The 17,888-nt window shown below is 67.1% G+C and carries 17 protein-coding genes and 4 tRNA genes; 8 read left to right on the top strand and 13 right to left on the bottom strand.

Annotation, left to right across the window (positions count from 1 at the left end):
• Positions 1 to 3 precede the first annotated feature (3 nt).
• Positions 4 to 957, top strand: a complete 954-nt coding sequence (locus ACFWFP_RS04035; RefSeq protein ID WP_379293013.1) for a hypothetical protein — start codon at positions 4 to 6, stop codon at positions 955 to 957.
• Here ACFWFP_RS04035 and ACFWFP_RS04040 read toward each other — a convergent pair.
• From ACFWFP_RS04040 to ACFWFP_RS04060, 5 genes are all read right to left on the bottom strand, one after another.
• The gene (locus tag ACFWFP_RS04040; RefSeq protein ID WP_379293014.1) at positions 923 to 2,116 is read right to left on the bottom strand and encodes a hypothetical protein; all 1,194 of its coding nucleotides are present in this window, start codon (positions 2,114 to 2,116) and stop codon (positions 923 to 925) included. The genes ACFWFP_RS04035 and ACFWFP_RS04040 overlap by 35 nt on opposite strands.
• 52 nt (positions 2,117 to 2,168) lie before the next feature.
• Positions 2,169 to 3,242: a phospho-N-acetylmuramoyl-pentapeptide-transferase gene (mraY, locus tag ACFWFP_RS04045; RefSeq protein ID WP_379293015.1), complete on the bottom strand. Its 1,074-nt coding sequence runs from the start codon at positions 3,240 to 3,242 to the stop codon at positions 2,169 to 2,171.
• Positions 3,243 to 3,420: 178 nt separating this feature from the next.
• A tRNA-Val gene (locus ACFWFP_RS04050) sits at positions 3,421 to 3,495 on the bottom strand.
• Between the two features lies 1 nt (position 3,496).
• Positions 3,497 to 3,567: transfer RNA gene (locus ACFWFP_RS04055), tRNA-Cys, on the bottom strand.
• Positions 3,568 to 3,607: 40 nt separating this feature from the next.
• Positions 3,608 to 3,679: transfer RNA gene (locus tag ACFWFP_RS04060), tRNA-Gly, on the bottom strand.
• A 412-nt stretch (positions 3,680 to 4,091) separates the two neighbouring features.
• Here ACFWFP_RS04060 and ACFWFP_RS04065 point away from each other — a divergent pair.
• A tRNA-Val gene (locus tag ACFWFP_RS04065) sits at positions 4,092 to 4,163 on the top strand.
• A gap of 509 nt (positions 4,164 to 4,672) precedes the next feature.
• Here ACFWFP_RS04065 and ACFWFP_RS04070 read toward each other — a convergent pair.
• The 5 genes from ACFWFP_RS04070 to ACFWFP_RS04090 all read right to left on the bottom strand — a co-directional run bounded on the left by ACFWFP_RS04070 (position 4,673) and on the right by ACFWFP_RS04090 (position 6,336).
• Complete coding sequence (locus tag ACFWFP_RS04070; RefSeq protein ID WP_379293016.1) at positions 4,673 to 4,864, bottom strand: hypothetical protein; 192 nt, start codon at positions 4,862 to 4,864, stop codon at positions 4,673 to 4,675.
• Between the two features lie 31 nt (positions 4,865 to 4,895).
• The gene (locus ACFWFP_RS04075) at positions 4,896 to 5,258 is read right to left on the bottom strand and encodes a cold-shock protein (RefSeq protein ID WP_379293018.1); all 363 of its coding nucleotides are present in this window, start codon (positions 5,256 to 5,258) and stop codon (positions 4,896 to 4,898) included.
• Positions 5,230 to 5,445, bottom strand: a complete 216-nt coding sequence (locus ACFWFP_RS04080) for a hypothetical protein (protein WP_379293019.1) — start codon at positions 5,443 to 5,445, stop codon at positions 5,230 to 5,232. Before ACFWFP_RS04080 ends, ACFWFP_RS04075 begins: the two co-directional genes overlap by 29 nt.
• Before the next feature lie 166 nt (positions 5,446 to 5,611).
• Positions 5,612 to 5,896, bottom strand: coding sequence for a hypothetical protein (locus tag ACFWFP_RS04085; protein WP_379293020.1), 285 nt, complete (start codon positions 5,894 to 5,896; stop codon positions 5,612 to 5,614).
• A gap of 20 nt (positions 5,897 to 5,916) precedes the next feature.
• The gene (locus ACFWFP_RS04090; RefSeq protein ID WP_379293021.1) at positions 5,917 to 6,336 is read right to left on the bottom strand and encodes an Hsp20/alpha crystallin family protein; all 420 of its coding nucleotides are present in this window, start codon (positions 6,334 to 6,336) and stop codon (positions 5,917 to 5,919) included.
• Positions 6,337 to 6,492: 156 nt separating this feature from the next.
• Between ACFWFP_RS04090 and ACFWFP_RS04095 the strand changes: the two genes are divergently transcribed.
• Positions 6,493 to 6,825: a MerR family transcriptional regulator gene (locus ACFWFP_RS04095; protein ID WP_379293022.1), complete on the top strand. Its 333-nt coding sequence runs from the start codon at positions 6,493 to 6,495 to the stop codon at positions 6,823 to 6,825.
• Positions 6,826 to 7,336: 511 nt separating this feature from the next.
• On the opposite strand, the gene ACFWFP_RS04100 is transcribed toward ACFWFP_RS04095, so the two are convergent.
• Positions 7,337 to 9,529 carry a serine/threonine-protein kinase gene (locus tag ACFWFP_RS04100; protein WP_379293023.1) on the bottom strand — a complete coding sequence of 731 codons (2,193 nt, stop codon included), beginning with the start codon at positions 9,527 to 9,529 and terminating at the stop codon, positions 7,337 to 7,339.
• 474 nt (positions 9,530 to 10,003) lie between these two features.
• On the opposite strand from ACFWFP_RS04100, the gene ACFWFP_RS04105 reads away from it, so the two are divergent.
• The 4 genes from ACFWFP_RS04105 to ACFWFP_RS04120 all read left to right on the top strand — a co-directional run bounded on the left by ACFWFP_RS04105 (position 10,004) and on the right by ACFWFP_RS04120 (position 13,358).
• Complete coding sequence (locus ACFWFP_RS04105; RefSeq protein ID WP_379293024.1) at positions 10,004 to 11,182, top strand: ThiF family adenylyltransferase; 1,179 nt, start codon at positions 10,004 to 10,006, stop codon at positions 11,180 to 11,182.
• The gene (locus ACFWFP_RS04110) at positions 11,179 to 11,811 is read left to right on the top strand and encodes a GNAT family N-acetyltransferase (protein ID WP_379293025.1); all 633 of its coding nucleotides are present in this window, start codon (positions 11,179 to 11,181) and stop codon (positions 11,809 to 11,811) included. Before ACFWFP_RS04105 ends, ACFWFP_RS04110 begins: the two co-directional genes overlap by 4 nt.
• Before the next feature lie 159 nt (positions 11,812 to 11,970).
• The gene (locus tag ACFWFP_RS04115; RefSeq protein ID WP_379293026.1) at positions 11,971 to 12,945 is read left to right on the top strand and encodes a helix-turn-helix domain-containing protein; all 975 of its coding nucleotides are present in this window, start codon (positions 11,971 to 11,973) and stop codon (positions 12,943 to 12,945) included.
• 200 nt (positions 12,946 to 13,145) lie between these two features.
• The gene (locus tag ACFWFP_RS04120) at positions 13,146 to 13,358 is read left to right on the top strand and encodes a helix-turn-helix domain-containing protein (protein WP_379293028.1); all 213 of its coding nucleotides are present in this window, start codon (positions 13,146 to 13,148) and stop codon (positions 13,356 to 13,358) included.
• Between the two features lie 63 nt (positions 13,359 to 13,421).
• Here the strand turns inward: ACFWFP_RS04120 and ACFWFP_RS04125 are convergent, their stop codons facing one another.
• Positions 13,422 to 14,792 (bottom strand): cutinase family protein, encoded by a 1,371-nt coding sequence (locus tag ACFWFP_RS04125; protein ID WP_379293029.1) that lies wholly within the window; start codon positions 14,790 to 14,792, stop codon positions 13,422 to 13,424.
• Between the two features lie 160 nt (positions 14,793 to 14,952).
• Positions 14,953 to 15,390 (bottom strand): acetyltransferase, encoded by a 438-nt coding sequence (locus ACFWFP_RS04130; RefSeq protein ID WP_379293030.1) that lies wholly within the window; start codon positions 15,388 to 15,390, stop codon positions 14,953 to 14,955.
• 874 nt (positions 15,391 to 16,264) lie between these two features.
• Between ACFWFP_RS04130 and ACFWFP_RS04135 the strand changes: the two genes are divergently transcribed.
• Positions 16,265 to 17,788: a flavin-containing monooxygenase gene (locus ACFWFP_RS04135; RefSeq protein WP_379293031.1), complete on the top strand. Its 1,524-nt coding sequence runs from the start codon at positions 16,265 to 16,267 to the stop codon at positions 17,786 to 17,788.
• The last annotated feature ends 100 nt before the right edge of the window (positions 17,789 to 17,888 follow it).

Raw genomic sequence — 17,888 nt, forward strand, 5'->3', positions numbered from 1 at the left:
GGTGTGAGGACGAAGCGGCTGAGCGAGACCCAGGTGGCGTGTGGACGTCGAGCGCTGCTCGATGAACTGGGGATTTCCGAGGGCAGCCGCCGCGCCGTCACCGAACGCACCGGATATGGCTGTGGCTGCCCCGAATGCGCCGCGACCCAATGGAATACGCAGCGTCTCGAGCACTGGATCTGCGGCAGGCTCACGGCGGCGGGCGCCGACGAGGCCGAGGTCGACGCGCAGATCGGCGAGATTCCGGTCGATATCTACTGGCGCCGCGGCGACCGGCGCTGTGTGGTCGAGGTGCGCAGTGGCCCGGTCGACATCACCGCGGCGCGCGCCCACCGGAAACGCTTGCAGGCGGCCGGAATCGACGATGTGCTGTGGGTGTGCCCGCAGGGTTTCTGGGTGCCGCTGGTCCCCGCGGTCGGCATCGCCGATTTCGCGCCCGCGGCCGCCGACTACCGCATCGACCAGGGCATGCTCTCCGCGGGCAAGACCGGTTTCGCCGCCCCAGCCGGCGGCAGCACAGAGTTGCGCGATTTTCTCGCAGGCTGGGTGTCCGGCGAAATGCACTGGGGGTATGCGGATCTCACGACAGGAGGGTGGTCCGACGTGGGCACCTGGGAACGGCACACCGCGGCACAGGCTGCGATGATCGAGCATCAGCGCACCGAGTTGCGCGATCAGCGGGTGGAGCTGGCGGTCTCGCGTCAGGCCGTGCGCGACAAGCAGCGGCTGGTCGGACGTTTGCACAACCGGATCGATCGGGCCGGGGTGAACGCCGACGCCGAAGCCATCACCATGGCCGGACTGCGCAGCGAACTCGTCGCCCAGCAGCGCGTCGCGGCAAGCCTGCGCGCGAGCATCGGGCGGATGGATCGCACCCTGAATCAGTGGCAGTGGCTCACCTGCTGTGCGATGCTGCTGGTCCTCACTGTGATGGTCGGCGCGATGGTGATGCGCTGAGCCGCATCGGCAACCGGTCCCACTGCCAGTCGTTGCGGAGCACGAGACCGGCCAGGTCGAGGAGATCGAGGCCGGCTTCGGTGCTGACCGTGGCCAGCGCCTGCCGGTCGTAGGGGCCCTGTTCCAGGTCGGTGGCCAGGCGTTGCTCGATCGACGCGTCGACCGGGCGGGTTTCGAGCTGGGGGGTCCCGATCGCGCTCCCGGTCCAGACGAGCCAGCCCCAGCCGTGCTCGCGCGCGTAAGCGCGGCCGAGTTCGCTCTGGATCCGGTTGTGGTGGAAAGCTGTGCGGCCCAACGGGACCACATCGATGAGCAGGGTCCGGCCGTCGGTGAGCTGTGCGGCGACAGCCGGATAGTGCACCTGGTCCGCATCTGCGAAGCGGTAGGTCAGCGCGGTCGGTTCTTCCTGGAACGCCGCCACCGCCGGGTCGGCGTCGAGGGTGCGCAGCAGTCGGGCCGCCATGGCCGAGTCGTAGGCGACATCGCGACCTGCCTTCGCCAAGTAGAACCGTCCGCGGCCGTCGTCGTCACCGTCGGCCACGCGGGCCGACTCCGTGGGCAGCGGGGCGGGGGACCCGCTCGGCCACTCGGCGTCGGCCAGCAGCGCCCGCAGATCGTCGGTGCCGTCCTCTGGCACCTGGAGCTTGGCCAGGATGCTGGCAGTCTTCTTCTGCCAGCCCAGGATTCGCTGCATCACATAGCCGGCCACCCGCTTGGCGTCGCCCGGTTCGTGTCCGGCCAGCCGGAGCTTGAGATAGGACCATTCCATGGCCACCAGGTCGGTATCGGTCGCATAGGTCTCGGCGAGCAGCATGCGCACCAGACGAAGATCGCCCACGTCGACCGGGTAGCGATGCGCGAAGATCTGCGCTGACCGGTGCCCCGAGCGGGCGGCTTCGCGCACGATTCGCCCGACTGCTTTGGCGTAGAGCTGGCGGACCCGGTCACGAGCCAGGTCGTAGCGGGCGCCGATGCGGGTGAGGGTTTCCGGCCGTTGCCCCCCGATTCCGAGGCGCAAGGCGACGATCCGCGCGTCGCGGGCCGCGCGTTCGGCATGGTCGGTGAGCAGTTCGCCGACCAGCTCGTCGAGCTCCTCGAGCTCGAACGAGACGTCGGCGGCGATATCGTGACCGGGTGGTCTGACGATCTCGGCACTCACAGCGGCGACCTCCCTCGCTCGGTCGAGTCAGCGTAACCGCAGGCCCCGACAACTAGAGCGAGGTCAGATACTCGCTGTAGAACAGGCACAGCCCCGTCGCCGATGCGATCCCGGCCAGCACCCAGAACCGGATGATCACCGCGGTCTCGGGCCAGTTGTTCAGTTCGAAGTGATGATGGAACGGCGCCATCCGGAACAGCCGGGTATGCGTCGTACGGAACACCACGATCTGCAGCACCACCGACATGATCTCGGCGACGAACAGCGCCCCGATCACCACGGCCAGCAGTTCGGTGCGGCTGGTGATCGACAGCCCGGCCAGCAGGCCGCCGAGGCCGAGCGAACCGGTATCGCCCATGAAGATCTTGGCCGGCGCCGCGTTCCACCACAGGAAACCGATGCACGCCGCCGCGCCCGCGGCACTGACCATCGCCAGGTCGAGCGGATCGCGCACCGTGTAGCAGGCGCGTCCGGGGCTGATCTCGCACGAGTTGTCGTACTGCCACAGGGTGATCACCACGTACGCGCCCAGCGTGAGGCTCATCGAACCCGCCGCCAGTCCGTCGAGACCGTCGGTGATGTTCACCGCGTTCGACCACGCGACCACCAGCAACACGATGAAGGCCACGAAGAACAGTGACGCGAAGGTGATGGTGTTGATGTCGCGGACATAGGACAGGTTTCGACCGGCCGGCGTGAGCCCGGTGGCGCCGGGGAAGCGCAGCACGAGCACGGCGAACACCACCGCGGCACCGATCTGCCCGATGTACTTGCCCGCCGCGGTCAACCCGAGGTTGCGGTGCTTGCGCAGCTTGATGGAGTCGTCGAGGAAACCCACCACACCCAGCGCCGACGCCAGCAGCAGTACCAGCACCCCTGACGCGCTCGGCCCCGGTGCGTCCCACAGCAACCCGATCAGATGCGACCCGAGATACCCGGCCCACACCCCGGCCCCGATCGCCAGGCCGCCCATCGTGGGCGTTCCGCGTTTGGCCTGATGGCTGGCAGGTCCGTCGATCCGGATCTCCTGCCCGAACCCGCGCCGCGCGAAAATCCGGATCAGCCCCGGCGTGAGCGTGATGGTGATGACAAGCGCGATCCCCGCCGATAACAGGATCTGCCTCACTCGATGCCCCTCCATGCCGCCGGTCCCGCACCGGACCCGCCCGGCGATGCCGTGTGCCGATACTAGGGGAGCTCACCAGGAAACCGTGCCGAGAGTGATCTGGGTTACAGGTTCGACACGGTCGACCGGCAACGCAAACAAGTCAGGCCCCCTCGAAAGGGGGCCTGACTCGGTACGGTGGTGCGCGATACTGGGATTGAACCAGTGACCTCTTCCGTGTCAGGGAAGCGCTCTCCCGCTGAGCTAATCGCGCGAGGTGGAGACGGGAATCGAACCCGTGTGCACGGCTTTGCAGGCCGTTGCCTCACCACTCGGCCACTCCACCGTACAAAGGAGGATGGGGCTAGTGCCTTACCTACCTCTCGAGCGGATGACGAGATTCGAACTCGCGACCCTCACCTTGGCAAGGTGATGCGCTACCACTGCGCCACATCCGCATTTACTTCACACTTAGGGGAGCGGCTCGGCCTGGCGGCTTTGCTGCTCTCTGCGGTGCGAGGAGAACATTAGCCGACGTTCGACGCAGACTACAAATCGCCTGGTAAACCGGCCTAAATATGAATTACACGCGTGTCACCCACGTCCATCCGGGTCGGCTCACCCCTCGACGCCTCCGGCGCCGACATCCTGAAACATAGATATGCGCATCCATCTATGTTGTCGCCAGCTTGTCGAGTGCGGACCATCGATCGCCCACGCACGCCTACGCGCGCGCGAGCGCGAGCAACGACCCCGGCGAGGTTCCCCTAGCCGAAACCCCGCTTCACAAGGCGATTTGGTGTCATCCCGGCCCCCCGTGCTAATGTTCCATCTCGTTCGAGCGGCGCAAACCCGCCCGACGCAGTGTTCGGTCCCATAGCTCAGCGGGAGAGCGTCCGCCTCACACGCGGAAGGTCGCTGGTTCGAAACCAGCTGGGACCACCTTGAAAATGCAGGTCAAAGCCTTATTGGCGACGGCCTGCATTTTTTGTGCAATTTACGTGCAATAGTGTTCGACCTACACCCGCGGTAGCACACCGAAACGCGTGCAGCGGCAAACCCTCATCGGCCACGCACCGCGTGCCTCGCCGTCGTCGTCGCACTCGACCAATGCCGCTACTTGTGCGCCGCCCACCTCGCTGAAGTCGCCGAGACCCGCAGACTTGAATCCGTCGTGATCATCGCCGTGGCGGAGGTTCGCCGCACCAGGCTCGCGAGGTCAACGCGCCGCTGAACTTGCGGGTCATAGCGATTCCGGCGTCGCGGCGATCTCGGCGTCGGTCAGGCCGTTCGGTGTGGTGACCGCCCGGAGGGGGCAGGCAAGACTGAAGCGGGCGAGTCGTCGGGGTCGCGGTGGCAGCGCATTTCCCACCAGATGCTCAGCGCTACCGTGCTCCAGGCGGCGGCGCACGTCAGCGCCGTCACGGCGAGGGCGAGGACCAGTGCGGTGCTCACGCCGGGCTCCGGCGCGACGACGATATCGGCGAGTCGTGCAGGTGTTCGCCGGGGACGGTGTCGCGGGTCCGGGTAGGTGGGGCGCCGTCCATGATTTCGGTCCACCAGCCGTCGAGTGGGCTGGGCTCGGGCCAACAGACGACACCGGTGTCGGCGGGTTCCGCGGAGGGGGTGGTGTATTGGGGCATGGGGCACTCCAGGCAGGACGGGCGGTGCGGTTCAGGCGGCGTGGCGGCGGCATCGCGGACGTGACCGCGGCGGGCCGACTGCTTGTGCTTCGGTGACGGGTTGGGTGTAGGCCAGTACCCGGGTGGCTTCGGGGCCGCGGCCGGTGTCGGTGGCGGTGAACACGACCCGCTGTCCGTGGTGCAGGGTCTTGTAGCCGGGGGTCTCGATGGCGGTGTAGTTGCAGAACACTGGCGCGCCGCCGTGGTCGGGGAGCAGGAATCCGAACCCTTTCTGGGCGTCGAACCAGTCGACCTGCCCGGGTGTCCACGCCGGGGCAGGGGCGCGGCGATGGGCGGGATCGGCGGCGGGGTCGGTGTTGTGCCGGTCAGTAGGCCAGCAGCGTGAGGTCGTCATCGTCGGCACAGGGGGTGCTCCATGCTTGCTCGAAACGGTCGGCCGGGTCGGCGGAATCCAGCCCGGCGGGACCAGGCGCAGCTGTCTGGACGGCATCGAAGTCCGGGCCCGGGTCGCGGTCGGCGTCGTCGGCGAAGGTGTCCTGCTCGACGCGGTCGGCCTCGGACGCGGTCGGTAACACGGTCATGGCGATCCTCCTCGGCACAGGGATGGATTCGGCGGGAAGTGGTGGCCGGGCGCGGCGCCCGGCCACCGGGACCGAAGGGAAACAACATGTTCAGCTCATTGGAAGAGTCGATGTCGCGGATCTGTCGATTGCACATCACCTCCCTTGCACTCCTGGAGGATCGGGGTCAGGTAGCGCAGCCGCGCCGCCGCCACGGAGGGCTGCGCTGGGTGGGTGCCCACCACGCTCGCACCGGCCGGGCCATTAGTGGGTAGGCCCGCGGTCGGCCTCGCTGGCGGTGCCGGTCCGGTTGACCGCCACGTGGGTGGGCAGCCGGTCGCGGTGGCCGACCGGTCCCGGTGAAGACGGCCTCGATCTCGGCGATCAGGTCGGCGTAGTCGGGATCCAGGGCCAGCAGCTCGGCGTCGAGGTACCAGCGGCCAGGCGTGGTGTCGGTGATCGAGGCAGACATCGTCGACCTCCAACCTGGGCTCAGGCCTCGATGACCTGGGGTTCGTTGTCGCGGGCGATCTCAATCTTGCGCGGTTTTGCCTTCTCTGCCACCGGGATCGACAGGCGCAGTACCCCGTTGCGGTAGTCGGCGCGGATCCGATCGGTATCGAGGCTCTCGCCGAGGAACAACTGGCGGCTGAAGACCCCGCGCGGGCGCTCCGCGGCGATCATCGACCGATCGGCATCCAGGCCGGGCCGCGACGCGCGCACGGTCACCACATTGCGTTCGACATCCAGATCCAGCGAGTCCGGGTCGATCCCGGGCAGGTCGAACTCAACGACGAACTCCTCGCCGTCGCGCCAGGCATCCATCGGCATAGCCGCCGGCTGCGCCGCTGTGCCGAACACCTGCTGGGTCCACCGGTCCAGATCGCGGAACGGATCGGTGCGCATCAACATGGTCGCCACCTCCAACTCACTCCATTCTCGGTAGTAGGTTCGCCAGATAACCTGTGCCATCTGGCATAGATATTATTTAGCACTCAGCCAAGGAGAGTGCAAGTATCGGCATCAGATAATCTTGAGTCGAGTACAGAAGCCGAGGTGAGGGCGGAGATGGAATCACAACGCGACACGCTGCCGGCGGTCGGGCAGGGGGTGTATGCGATCTCGGTGGCCGCGGAACTGGCCGGGATCGGAGTGCAGACCCTGCGACTGTATGAACAGCACGGCCTGCTCACCCCGGCTCGCAGCGCCGGCGGCACCCGCCGCTACAGCGGCGCCGACATCACCCGACTGGCCCGCATCACCACCCTCACCGGTGAGGGCGTCAACCTGGCCGCCGTTGCCCGCATCCTCGAACTCGAAGACACCGTGGCCCGGCTCCGCGAGCAACTCCATACCGCCCAGGGCGCACCACGGCGCCCACCGGCTGCCGGGCGGGCATGAGCGGACCGTCTCCGGCCCGTGGCCTGGGTGCCGGGGATCGAGGCATTCCATCGGCGCGCCTGGGCACCGGTGGCGTTGGGGCTCACAGCAGGTCGCGTGATCGTATATGCCCACGCAGCTGAGTACGATTTCGGTATTATCCAGGCGCGCAAACTTTTTCGGGTTGACGTCAGCATCGGGCACCGGATACGGGCGCGCTCGTGCTGGCACAGTGACCGGTACGGACGCACGCAGCCGCCGAGCTCGACCTCGCGCTGATCGAAGTGCTCCTCGAACTCGCTCCACTCGGCCTCGGTGACCGCGGCGTATCAGTCGGCCGGGCGCCGCACCGCGCGAGGCTGCTGTTCTGAGAGCTGCAGTGGCAGCGCGTGGTTCGCATCACCGCGCTGGCAAACGCCTGCCAGCCAGGCCCGATCGCCGCGATCACGACCGGTGGTGCTGTGTACAGAGCTGATGGCCGGATCCAAGTCGTCCGCGCAGAGGTGGTGACGGGGTGGCCACGGGTTGATCGCTAGACCACCCGGCTGAGCGCGCGCAGGTCCGCGTCCAGCTTCCGGAACAACCAGTACACGGCGACGAAGGCGAGCCCGGCGGCCGCGCACAGCCCCACGACCGAATCGCGCACGAGCCACAGCTCCTCGGGTTCGAGAAAGCTGAATCCGGCCAGCACCCCGACCACCGGCACCGACGCCGTCACCGCGAGGTAGACCGTGGTTCTGCGGCGCAGCCAGCGCAAGTCGGCGAAGTCGCGCTCCGTTGTGCGCCCGTAGCGCAGGTAGCGGGGATAGACACAGCGGACGAGATAGAACGTGGAAAGGAAGAAGGTGTAGGCGACCGAGATGGTGCCCGCTACCAGGACAGTCATCGCCGCATGGACCTGCAGCCGCACCGGAAGATCGGTGAACCAGCGCAGCAGCAGCACGGCCGTCCCGGTGGCGAGAAGCGCGGCCAGCAGGGTATTGAGCGCACAGAGGTCGCCCCACAGCAGTGTTCGCGACCGCACCCGCGCGAGTCTTGCCTCGTCGTAGCGTCTGCCCTTGCGCAAACCGCGAAGAACCTGGAGCTGATCACGTGAAATGCCGGCGTAGATGACGACGGCCAGCAGAAAGCCACCGAGGATGCACACCATCACGCCCCTGTTGATCTGCGCGTTCGCGGCAGCGGGCAGGCGCTCTCTGATCAGTTCCTGTGCGTGCACGGCCAGGTACACCGTGGCCAGGCCGACACCGACCATCGACGACAGCCAGAGGATGAGGGTGGGCCATCGCGACAGTCGCGTTCGCCAACTGTCCGGCGGCGGATCGACGAGGTCGCGGGCCCTCTTCTCGAGGCAAAGGTCGAACTGCTGGGCCAATTCCGAACCGGACGGATAGCGGTCCTCGCGGTCGGGCGACAGGCATTTCAGCAGCACGCGGCGCAGCGCCATGGGGCAATCCGGCGGAAGCTCCGACAAGAATGCCGCCTCTACCGGTCGGCGCCGTAATTCGAGCATGCGGGCCAGCGACGTCTCCGACTCGCCCGCGGACGTCTCGTCGGGGAAGGGCCGCCGCCCCGTGAGCAATTCCCACAGCATGACGGCCAGCGCGAAGATATCGCTGCGAGTATCGAGATCGAAAGCGGTCGCGGGCAGGTCCGGATGGCAGGCTTCGAGCTGTTCGGGCGACATGTACGCCAGGGATCCGCCGAAGTAGGCCAGGGGGCTGGTGCCCTTGACGCGTTGGCTGAAGCTGACGTTGAAGTCGGCCAGCTTGGGCACGCCCTCGGCGCTCAGCAGCACATTCGCGGGTTTGATATCTCGATGCAGCACCCCGCGCTCGGACGCGTGCTGCAGCGCGTCCGCGAGTCGGCGGCCCAGCCAGGCGACGGTCTCCGGCCAGGTCAGTGCCGCGGTCCTGGTCCGGATCGCCGATTCGGTAGGCCGGACCTCGCCCTTCGCGGCGAGTACCTCGTCGACGGCGTCGAGCAGCAGTTGCCCACCGTGGCGTTCCGGCGGCGTCGAGCGGCGCAACCGCAGCACGTCGAGCAGCGTCCCGCCCGGTAGGTACTGCATGTAGAGCAGCTTCAGCTGGCCATCGGCGATGAGCCGCTGGTCGAAGATGCGCACGATGTATTCGTGGTCCAGCTGGGCGAGGGTCTGCGGCTCGATGCCGTGGTTGTGGGAGATCTTGACCGCGACGAGTCGCTGCATCGATTGTTGCCGAGCGAGATAGACCTGGGCGAAGGCGCCGGCGCCGATCCTCATCAGGAGGTCGAAGTCGTCGACGTGGTCGCCGACATCGATGGTGTCGAGCAGAACCTGCGCGCCGGGACGCGCGATGATCGTGCTGTGGTAGTCGTTCGTGGGGTCGGGGCCGGTCACCGCGTCAGCGGTGGGAGCCGCATCGGCTACGTCTGATCCGCGGCGCACGGCATGGAATTCCTCGTAGACGAGCTCGGCGGGCAGCGGACCATCCCGCAGCTCGGCGAATTCCGCGCGGTATTCGATCAGTCGTTTGGGAAAGTGATACCGAAGCCAGCGGTATTCGAGGTCGATCTTGATCAGTTCGACCAGGACGGTGTGCCGCGCCGCAGGTTCCCCGGGGAGGAACGCCGAGAGATCGGGTGGAGAACCGGACGCCCAAGCCTGCGAGAGTTCCGCCACGGCACTGGCGAGCGCGGTGCGGGTTCGTTCGGCTGAATCGACCAGGTCGATCGGCTCGGACATCGGCAGCTCGGGATCAGCCTCGGTCGATCACAGAGCGGCAGCAGGCGATGCGGCCCAGTTGCCCCACGTCAGCTCCTTCCGTCAAGAATCCCTTGCTCAAGGGTATCGCTCCGATTCGAGCAAAGGGTGCGCCTGGGCATCCGGGCGCTTTGTCGATGTGGCCGTGCGCTCGGGTCCGCTGCGTCACCGGTGCGGTGACGAAGCCGGGCGTCAGTGAACGGTCGTCGTCGCCCGGAGTCCTGGAATCGATGCTTGCGGGATTATTGCGATGCTGAGAAGAAGTGATGGAACGGGTCGCCTTTCACGCCGACTCTGTTGGTCATAGCCCCAGTTTGGCGGAGGTATTGTCGCGCCATGCCGGTGGACCGAAGGTGAGTTTGCTGAGCGTGTGCTGTGTGTATCCTTTGCGCGTCCTGGTCGACAGAGGTGAGCCGGTGGCTGTTCGCCTCATGAGGGTCGGAGGTTCGTGCACACATGGTTTGGCATCGCTCGGTTCCGCGTCCGGCGGTACTCACGCCCGGCGCTGCGACGTCGCATTTCCGTCCCGAACTGCTCGATGCATCGAGCCCGGAAGGGCTACGTGAGCTCGAAGCGCTGACAGCGTCGGGTTCGGTCAGTGCGGTGGCCGACACGATCGAAGATCAGCTCGACGAACTGATCCGCTGCGAAGAACCCGCTGTCGCGCATTCGACGGGGTCACTGGCAGCGGCCCGGCGTCGGATCTGTGACGGGGCTCCGCTGTGGCGGTGGGGAACGTGGGTGTTCTATCCGTGGAACGGCCGGTTGGTGCATGTGCTGCCGCGCAAGGGTTTCCAGCGGGTGCGGACCGACCGGAATCGCAACAAGATCGACCGAGCGCAGCAGCGAGATCTGCGCGAGCGGCGGATCGGTGTGATCGGGCTGTCGGTGGGCAACAGTGCGGCTGTGACGCTGGCGATGGAAGGGGTCGGCGGATCGTTCCGATTGGCCGACTTCGACACCATCGGACTGTCGAATCTGAACCGGCTGCGGGCAGGGGTGGGCGATCTCGGGGTTTCCAAGGCTGTCCTGGCGGCGCGTCAGATGTTCGAGATCGACCCCTATCTCGACATCGAGGTGTACACGGACGGGTTGACCGAGGAGTCGATCGGACCGTTCTTCGACGGCGTGGGCGGCAACCGGCCGCTGGATCTGCTGGTGGAGGAATGCGACACAGTATGGGCGAAAGTCGCTGCCCGTGAGTACGCGCGGCGCCGAGCCATCCCGGTACTGATGGACACCAACGATCGCGGCTTGCTGGATGTGGAGCGTTTCGATCGCGAACCCCATCGCCCGCTCTTGCACGGGCGCACCGGCGGGTCGACCTCGTCCGATGTCGCGGGGATGAACCGGGACGAGGCGCTGTCGCTGCTGCTCGCTGTGGTCGATGAGCCGCGGCTGAGTCCGGCGATGCGCGACGCTGTGAGTGAGATCGGCCGGAGCCTGTCCAGCTGGCCGCAGCTCGCCTCCGGGGTGATGCTCGGCGGCGCCTTGGTGGCGGACACGGCTCGCCGGATCCTGCTCGGCGAGCTGATCCCGTCGGGGCGAACCTATATCGACCTCGACGAGCTCATACCCGCGGTAGGTCCACAGATCGCTCCGGCCTTCGTGCGGGTGATGGAGGAAGTCCGTTGACGATCGACCTGCGCGACGTGGAACTGGTCGGCCCGCGGCTGCGGTTGCGTGATCTGCGTGCCGGTGATCTCGGCGTGTATCAGCGGATCTTCACCGACCCGCAGCTGACCCGATACATGGGCACCGACAGCATGGGCGTCCGGGCGGCCACGACGTCGTTCGACGCCGCCCTGCGCGCTCGCGGTGAGAGTCCGCGGCGCAAGTACACGCTGGCGATCACGGCACCGGATACGGACACCATGGTCGGCACCATCGGCCTGCTGGTGGAGGATTTCGGCAGCAACGCGATGATCGGCGGTCTGGTCGTGGTTCCGGAAGGGGCGCTGCGCGCGGGCGGCATCGAGGCGGGGCGGCTCCTGGCGGCATTCGCCTTCGGGCCGCTCGGGATTCACCGGGTATGGGCGGGGCACCGGCACGATCATCCGGTCATGGACACGGTGATGTCGGGAGTGGGCTTGACGCCGGAAGCGCGGCTGCGGCAGCTGTACCGAACCCAGGGCCGGTGGCGCGATGTGTGCATCTACGCGGCCTTGCGGCCGGAATGGGCTGCGACGGCGACACTTGCCGAACGTCGAATCCTGGCGTCAGGGCCTACTGCGGCAAGGGAACACGCCGCCGCGGGTCGGTGAAATCGGTGCGGCAACCCTGCCGAATCGGGCTCCGCGCGCGGCGACGGCGCGATAGCATCGCCGACTACAGACCCCCGAATCGCCACCACGCGAGTACGTGCAGCGGCCGGCGAGGGGCGGGACTCCGCCGTCGACGAGAATCCGAAGTAGAGATCACAAATGGCAGTGCTGATCGACTCCGACTACTTCACGCCGGCAGACCGGCGGGAGGCGGTCACCGCAATCCTGCAGGAAGCCGATATCGGGGCCACCCTGCAGATGTGGGATTCGCCGGCTGAAGTGGTCAGCCGTCACCAGGCCTGGATGCTGGGTCCGATCGCGCTCACCCGCTCGGAGGTATCCGGTCACCAGGTCTGCCGAACCAGTCGGCACGAGCGAACCACGCCCAGCGACACTCTCACGGTGACCGTGCAGAACGGACAGGTCCGCAGGCACGAACAGTTCGGTGCGCAAACGCTGATCGAGCCCGGCGCCTGCGAAGTGATCGACCTGGCCACGACGTTCGCTTCCGGTTGGCACGGTCTCGGCGGAACGCTGTGCCTGCAGCTGTCCAGGGAGCGCCTCGGCATTTCCGCGGAAACGGTCGTCGCGGCGCACGGGCGGCTGGCGGCATCGCCGCTGTATCCGATGGTCACGGCGCAGATCCAGCATCTCGTCGGGATCGCCGACCAGCTCGAAGCCGATCCGGCCGCTGCCTCCGTGGGCGAGTCGTGCCTGGAAATGGTTCGGGCGCTACTGATCTCGGCGGCCGGCCGTGGGCCGGGTGACGGCGCCGCCATCCCGGAGCAACTGCTGATCGAGCAGATCCTCGGGTATGTGCGGACCCACCTGTCCGATTCGGACTTGAAGATCCCCGATATCGCCGCGGGCAACAACATCTCCGTGCGGCACCTGTACAAGGTCTGCGCACAGTCGGGTATCAGCCTCGAGCAGTGGATCATCGAGCAACGCCTGGTCCGAGCCCGCGACATGCTGATCGACAGAGGCTACGCGCACCGGTCCATCGCGTCTGTGGCCGGTGCCGTGGGCTTCCGCGATGCCGCCCACTTCGCCCGGCGATTCCGCGAAACATTCGGTATGACACCACGTGATTGGCGCCGCAGCGCCACCGATGTGGGTAACCCACCGAAATAGCCGGGTTTCCGCAAGGGGATGCACGCACGTTTGTGCGTGCACAGTCAGTTGCCGTGCAGTCACAGCCTCCTTCGCGGGCCGATTCGCCGATATCTTTCGAATGTGGCTGCGCGATACCGCATCAGGAGTACGAGGGGTTCGCCGACGGGCACCCGCGCCGATGTGGTTCGCGCCGAGGGCATCGAGAGAAAGGGGAGACCATGTCCACGATCGGCAAAGCGATTCGGGCGGCAAGGATGGCCTCCGGATTCACCCAGGCGGAGTTGGCCGACTGGATCGGAATCGCGGACGGAAACCAGATCAGCCGGTGGGAGCGCGATGTGGTGACACCCAGTGCCGACAATGTCGGCGAGTTGTCGAGAGTTCTGGGGGTGCGTCTCGACAACTCGGTCGGAGATGCGGTGCCGTGCTGAGCTGAATGCTGTTGCGTCGGCTCGATCGAGGTCGAGCCGACGCACCGGCGAGTGTGTCCACGGCTACGAAACGACCTGGGAACTCAAGTAGTTCAGGAGGATCTGGACGTCGTCGCCGTAGTCGATGTGGGCTTCGGAGGCGTAGAAGTTCGCCATGTCCACGCCTTGGCGGGCCAGTTGGACGAGCTCATCGATGGTGGCCGGATCGGTCATGCTGAGCAGGGTGCGGGTGGTTGCGCGCAGGTCTGCTCGCAGGCCCGCGGCGACGGGGCCGAGCACGGAGCCGGTGAGATCGGCGCCGGTGGCGGCCAGGGTCGCCAGGTCGGCGGCGGCGGCGAGGGGGTCGTTGCGATCGAGGGATTCGACCGCACGCCACAGGATTTCCTGAATTCGGCCGACCCTGTCGGCGATGCTCAGAAAATCGATGGGTGCGAGGGCGTCGGCGATCACGCTGACGGCCGCGGTCCAACCGGAGGGGTCGACGGCGGCGGCTGCGCGGATGACCTGGGCCACCAGCACCCGGTCTACACCCGCGGCGGCCTCGACCAACGGGGACAGGGCGACGTTCAGGGCACGCGCGGTGTGGTGCGCACCGCGAATGTCGCCCGCCGCGATGAACTCCGTGAGCTGGGTGAGATTGTCGAGAATGGTAGGCAGGTTCGCCGCGGTGGCGGTCCAGCCGGCGCCCATGGTGACGGCTTGGGCGATCAGGCTGCCGGGATCGACGGTGGCGGGGATGACGTTCGCGATCGGTTCGGGATCACCGCTCAGGACCCGGCCCAGCACGGCGAGGAACGGGGAGGTGGCGGCATCGAGGGAGCAGTACAGGTCGCCGTCGGCGCACAGGGTGCGAACCCGCTCGGTCAACGCACCGAAATCCCGGCTTCGTGTTCCGGCGATGCCGTAGCCGGGCTGTGGATTGCCCAGGGAGAGTGTGGTGTCCGGATCGCGATGCGGATCGGCCAGTAGCCCGACGCCGACCACTCGATCAGCATCGATGGGACCGTCGCCGTTGCCGATCTCGGTGGCGAGATCGCCGATGCCGTCCGCACCCTGGCTGTAGCCGGCGAGGATGACCCGCGTCGAGCCGCACAGGCCACGAATCATGTGGTGCACGCGGGATTCCAGCGTGCCCAGCGACTCCGCGTAGCTCAGGCCCAGGTCGAAAGCGCTTGCGGCATACGGCACGTAGAGCACCGTGATGTCGCGGCCGAATTGCCGTTGCAGGCCATCGCCGACCGGCCGGAGCATCCCGACGGGCACCCCGGGATCGGCATCCAGCGTGGTCTCCCAGGTCCCCGGCGCGAAAACTGCCGTGTACGGGGTGCAGGGCTGCGCACCGGACGTTTCCGCTCGCGCGACACCGACCGCCGCGGTCGCGACCGCGACGACGGCGGCCAACGTCGCCGCGGTGGATCTCGACAACCTGTCCATCGTCCAATTCCTCTGTTGCCGAAGGAGATTCGTGACGATGCGACAGGTGCTGAAACGCGCCGAACCGTCGGGGCCAATTCTCGCCACTCGCCGTCGGTTTCGCCGAGGTTTTCAGACACAGTTTCATTTCAGACTAGCTGCCGGGTGGGATGGGGCCGTGCTATGCGCGGTGAGCGGGCTGCCAGGCGGTGACGGCCCAGATGACCACGACGCTGATCGCGATGATCACGATGGACCACGCGGGATAGTAGGGCAGGGACAGGAAGTTCGCGATGATCACCAGTGCCGCGATGCCCACCGCCGCGTAGCGCGCCCACGCGGTGCCCGACATCAAACCGATCGAGCAGACGATGGCGATCACACCGAGGACGACATGGACCCAGCCCCAGGTGGTCGCGTCGAATTCGTAGACGTAGCTGATGCCGGCGACATAGAACTCGTCTTCGGCGATCGCGGAGATCCCCTCGAGGATCGAGGCCGCCGCGGTGATGAACAGCATGATCGCCGCCAGTACGGAGATCCCCCCGGCAGCGGCTTGCCGCGCGAAAGACTCGTCGTCGGGAACGGGACGATATGCGGAAGGATTGCGATCGGTCATGACAAGCCCCTTGCTGCAGCGAAATTCTGCCATCGCAGGTCTCCGGAGCCCCTTCGTGGCCGCGGTGAACGCATCGACCGGCTCACGTTTACGGGCCGCAATGACAGGCAATCGCGTACTTCGGTAGGGACGGCGGATTGCGCGGCACGCCGCTGCGCAGCGCCGACTGAAGGGTGGTGCTCGCGATCGGAGTTCGATCGCCCACGATCCGTCTAGCTCGACACGCTGCGATTTTACCGGAGACTCTGCTCTTGATGCGGCGATGTTTCAGGTTCGCAATCCGTGCCAGCGGTCTTCCGTGAACTCCCGCTGAACGCTGTTGGCCGTCGGATCACTGCCGCCTGCGGACCCGAAACGCGACGACACCCCGGCTCGACCGTGACTACCTGTCGAACGGCGTGATTGCTGGATGATTGCCGTGCTGGTGGGCGGGGACAAGTCGCGTGCGCGCCGGTCGGAGAGAACTCCAGAGCCCGGGAAGCAAGCGAATCATGTGTGGCTGTTTCCCGCGCGACAAAGGAGTTCACGAGATGGATCGGCCCAATTCGAGTGTCCGGGTGGTGCTTCCGCGGGCACCAGGTGCGTCGTTGGCGCACCCGGGACCCGGACGTGGGCCGCCGCGGTGGTGAAGGCAGAAGGGGTCGTTGTGGACCGTTCTGCTCGCGAATTCACCCGGGGTCGCGCCGCTGCGCTCAGCGCGCATTCGCCTCGGATACCGGATCGGGTGTCTCCCCGCTAGCACGGGGAGACACCCGAAAAACACTCTGTACGGCGGTCGCCACCGCCCACAGAGCAGATGCAGACACTTGGAGAACTCTGCGATGACCACAGTAGATGTACTCGTCATTCTCGCGCGCCCCTATGGCGTCCGCCGATGACCGGCCCCACGATCACCCACGAAGTCGTGGTCGTCGGGGCGGGATTCGGGGGGCTCACCATGGCCGCGGAGCTCAGACAGGCCGGGGTGCGTGACTTCCTGATCCTCGAGGAAGGGCCCGAGGTCGGCGGGGTGTGGCGGGAGAACACCTATCCGGGCTGTTCCTGCGATGTGCCCGCGCACCTGTACTGCTTCGCCTTCGACCCTTATCGAGACGTTCGCGTGCGTTATCCGGATCAGCAGGCGATCTTGGCCTATATGCGCGAGGTCACCGACCGCCACGGTTTGCGAACGCACCTACGCTGCGATACCGCCGTGGTGGCCGCCGACTACAGCGACACCGACCGCACCTGGACATTGACCACGACCACCGGGGAGCTGATCCGCACCGACGCGGTCGTGTGGGCGCTGGGCCAACTGCATCGACCCGCGGTTCCTCGGTTGCGGGGAGCGCAGACCTTCGGTGGCCGTGCGTTCCACTCCGCGCGGTGGGATCACACCGCGGACCTGAGCGGGCAGATCGCGGTCGTCGGCACCGGTTCCTCGGCGGCGCAGATGATTCCCGAGCTGGCCCGTGTCGCGGCCGGTGTCACCGTGTATCAGCGTTCCCCGTCCTGGGTGCTGCCCAAGCCCGCCGCGTCGTTCGGTCCGCTGTCGCGGTGGGCACTGACGCATGTGCCCGGTCTGCACGACCTCTACCGGGCAGGGATCTACCGCACCGCCGACCTGGTTCTGGCGCCGATCATGCGTGGGGGGTGGTCGGCGGGACCAGCCGAACTCGTTGCGCGGGCCCACCTTCGGTGGCGGGTGCGCGATCGTGCGCTGCGTGCCGAGCTCACGCCGAACTACCGGATCGGGGAGAAACGGATCCTGCTCGACAGCGGATACTATCCGGCACTGACCCGGCCACATGTCGAACTGGTCACCGACCGCATCGATCGGCTCGGCCCGGACGGGATCCGCACTGTGGACGGCACCGAGCGCCGCGCCGACGTCATCGTGTGGGCCACCGGGTTCCGTGCGCCGGAATTCCTTGCCGGGGTGCGGATCCGTGGCCGCGGCGGAGTGGACCTGCACGACCGGTGGCGGCGCCGGGGGCGGCCGGCCGCCTTCTACGGACTCGCGGTGCCCGGCTTTCCGAATCTCTACCTGATCGCTGGGCCGCACTCGTTCACCGCGTCGAACAGCAACCCCTCGGTCAAGCAGCACCAGGCCCGATACATCCTGCGCTGTCTGGCCCTCAGCGCCGACCGGGGCGCACCGGTGGAGGTGACCGAGCGGGCCATGGCCCGCTACCTCGATCGTCTGGATCGTGCTCTCGCCCGGACCATCTGGTGCGACGGGGTGGCGACGGCATGGTGGAAGCGCGCGGACGGCACGATCACCAATGCCTGGCCCGGCACCGTCAGCGAGTTCGAACACGCGATCCTCGGCAGCGATCCGGCCGAGTCGTTCGTGCAGGTGGCAGCGATCACCGGAACGCGCGGCGCCGATCGAGAGGTTGCGGAGCAGATCACCTGACCGCGTCGCGGCGGGACCTCGGCATTACTCGGCCGAGGCCCGCCGAGGGCGGCATTGTTCGCCGCGGGGCGGGCCTGCGCGCTGGAGGCGGTCGCCAGGC

This window comes from Nocardia sp. NPDC060249 (assembly GCF_042728755.1).
In the GTDB taxonomy this organism is placed as follows: Bacteria; Actinomycetota; Actinomycetes; order Mycobacteriales; family Mycobacteriaceae; genus Nocardia.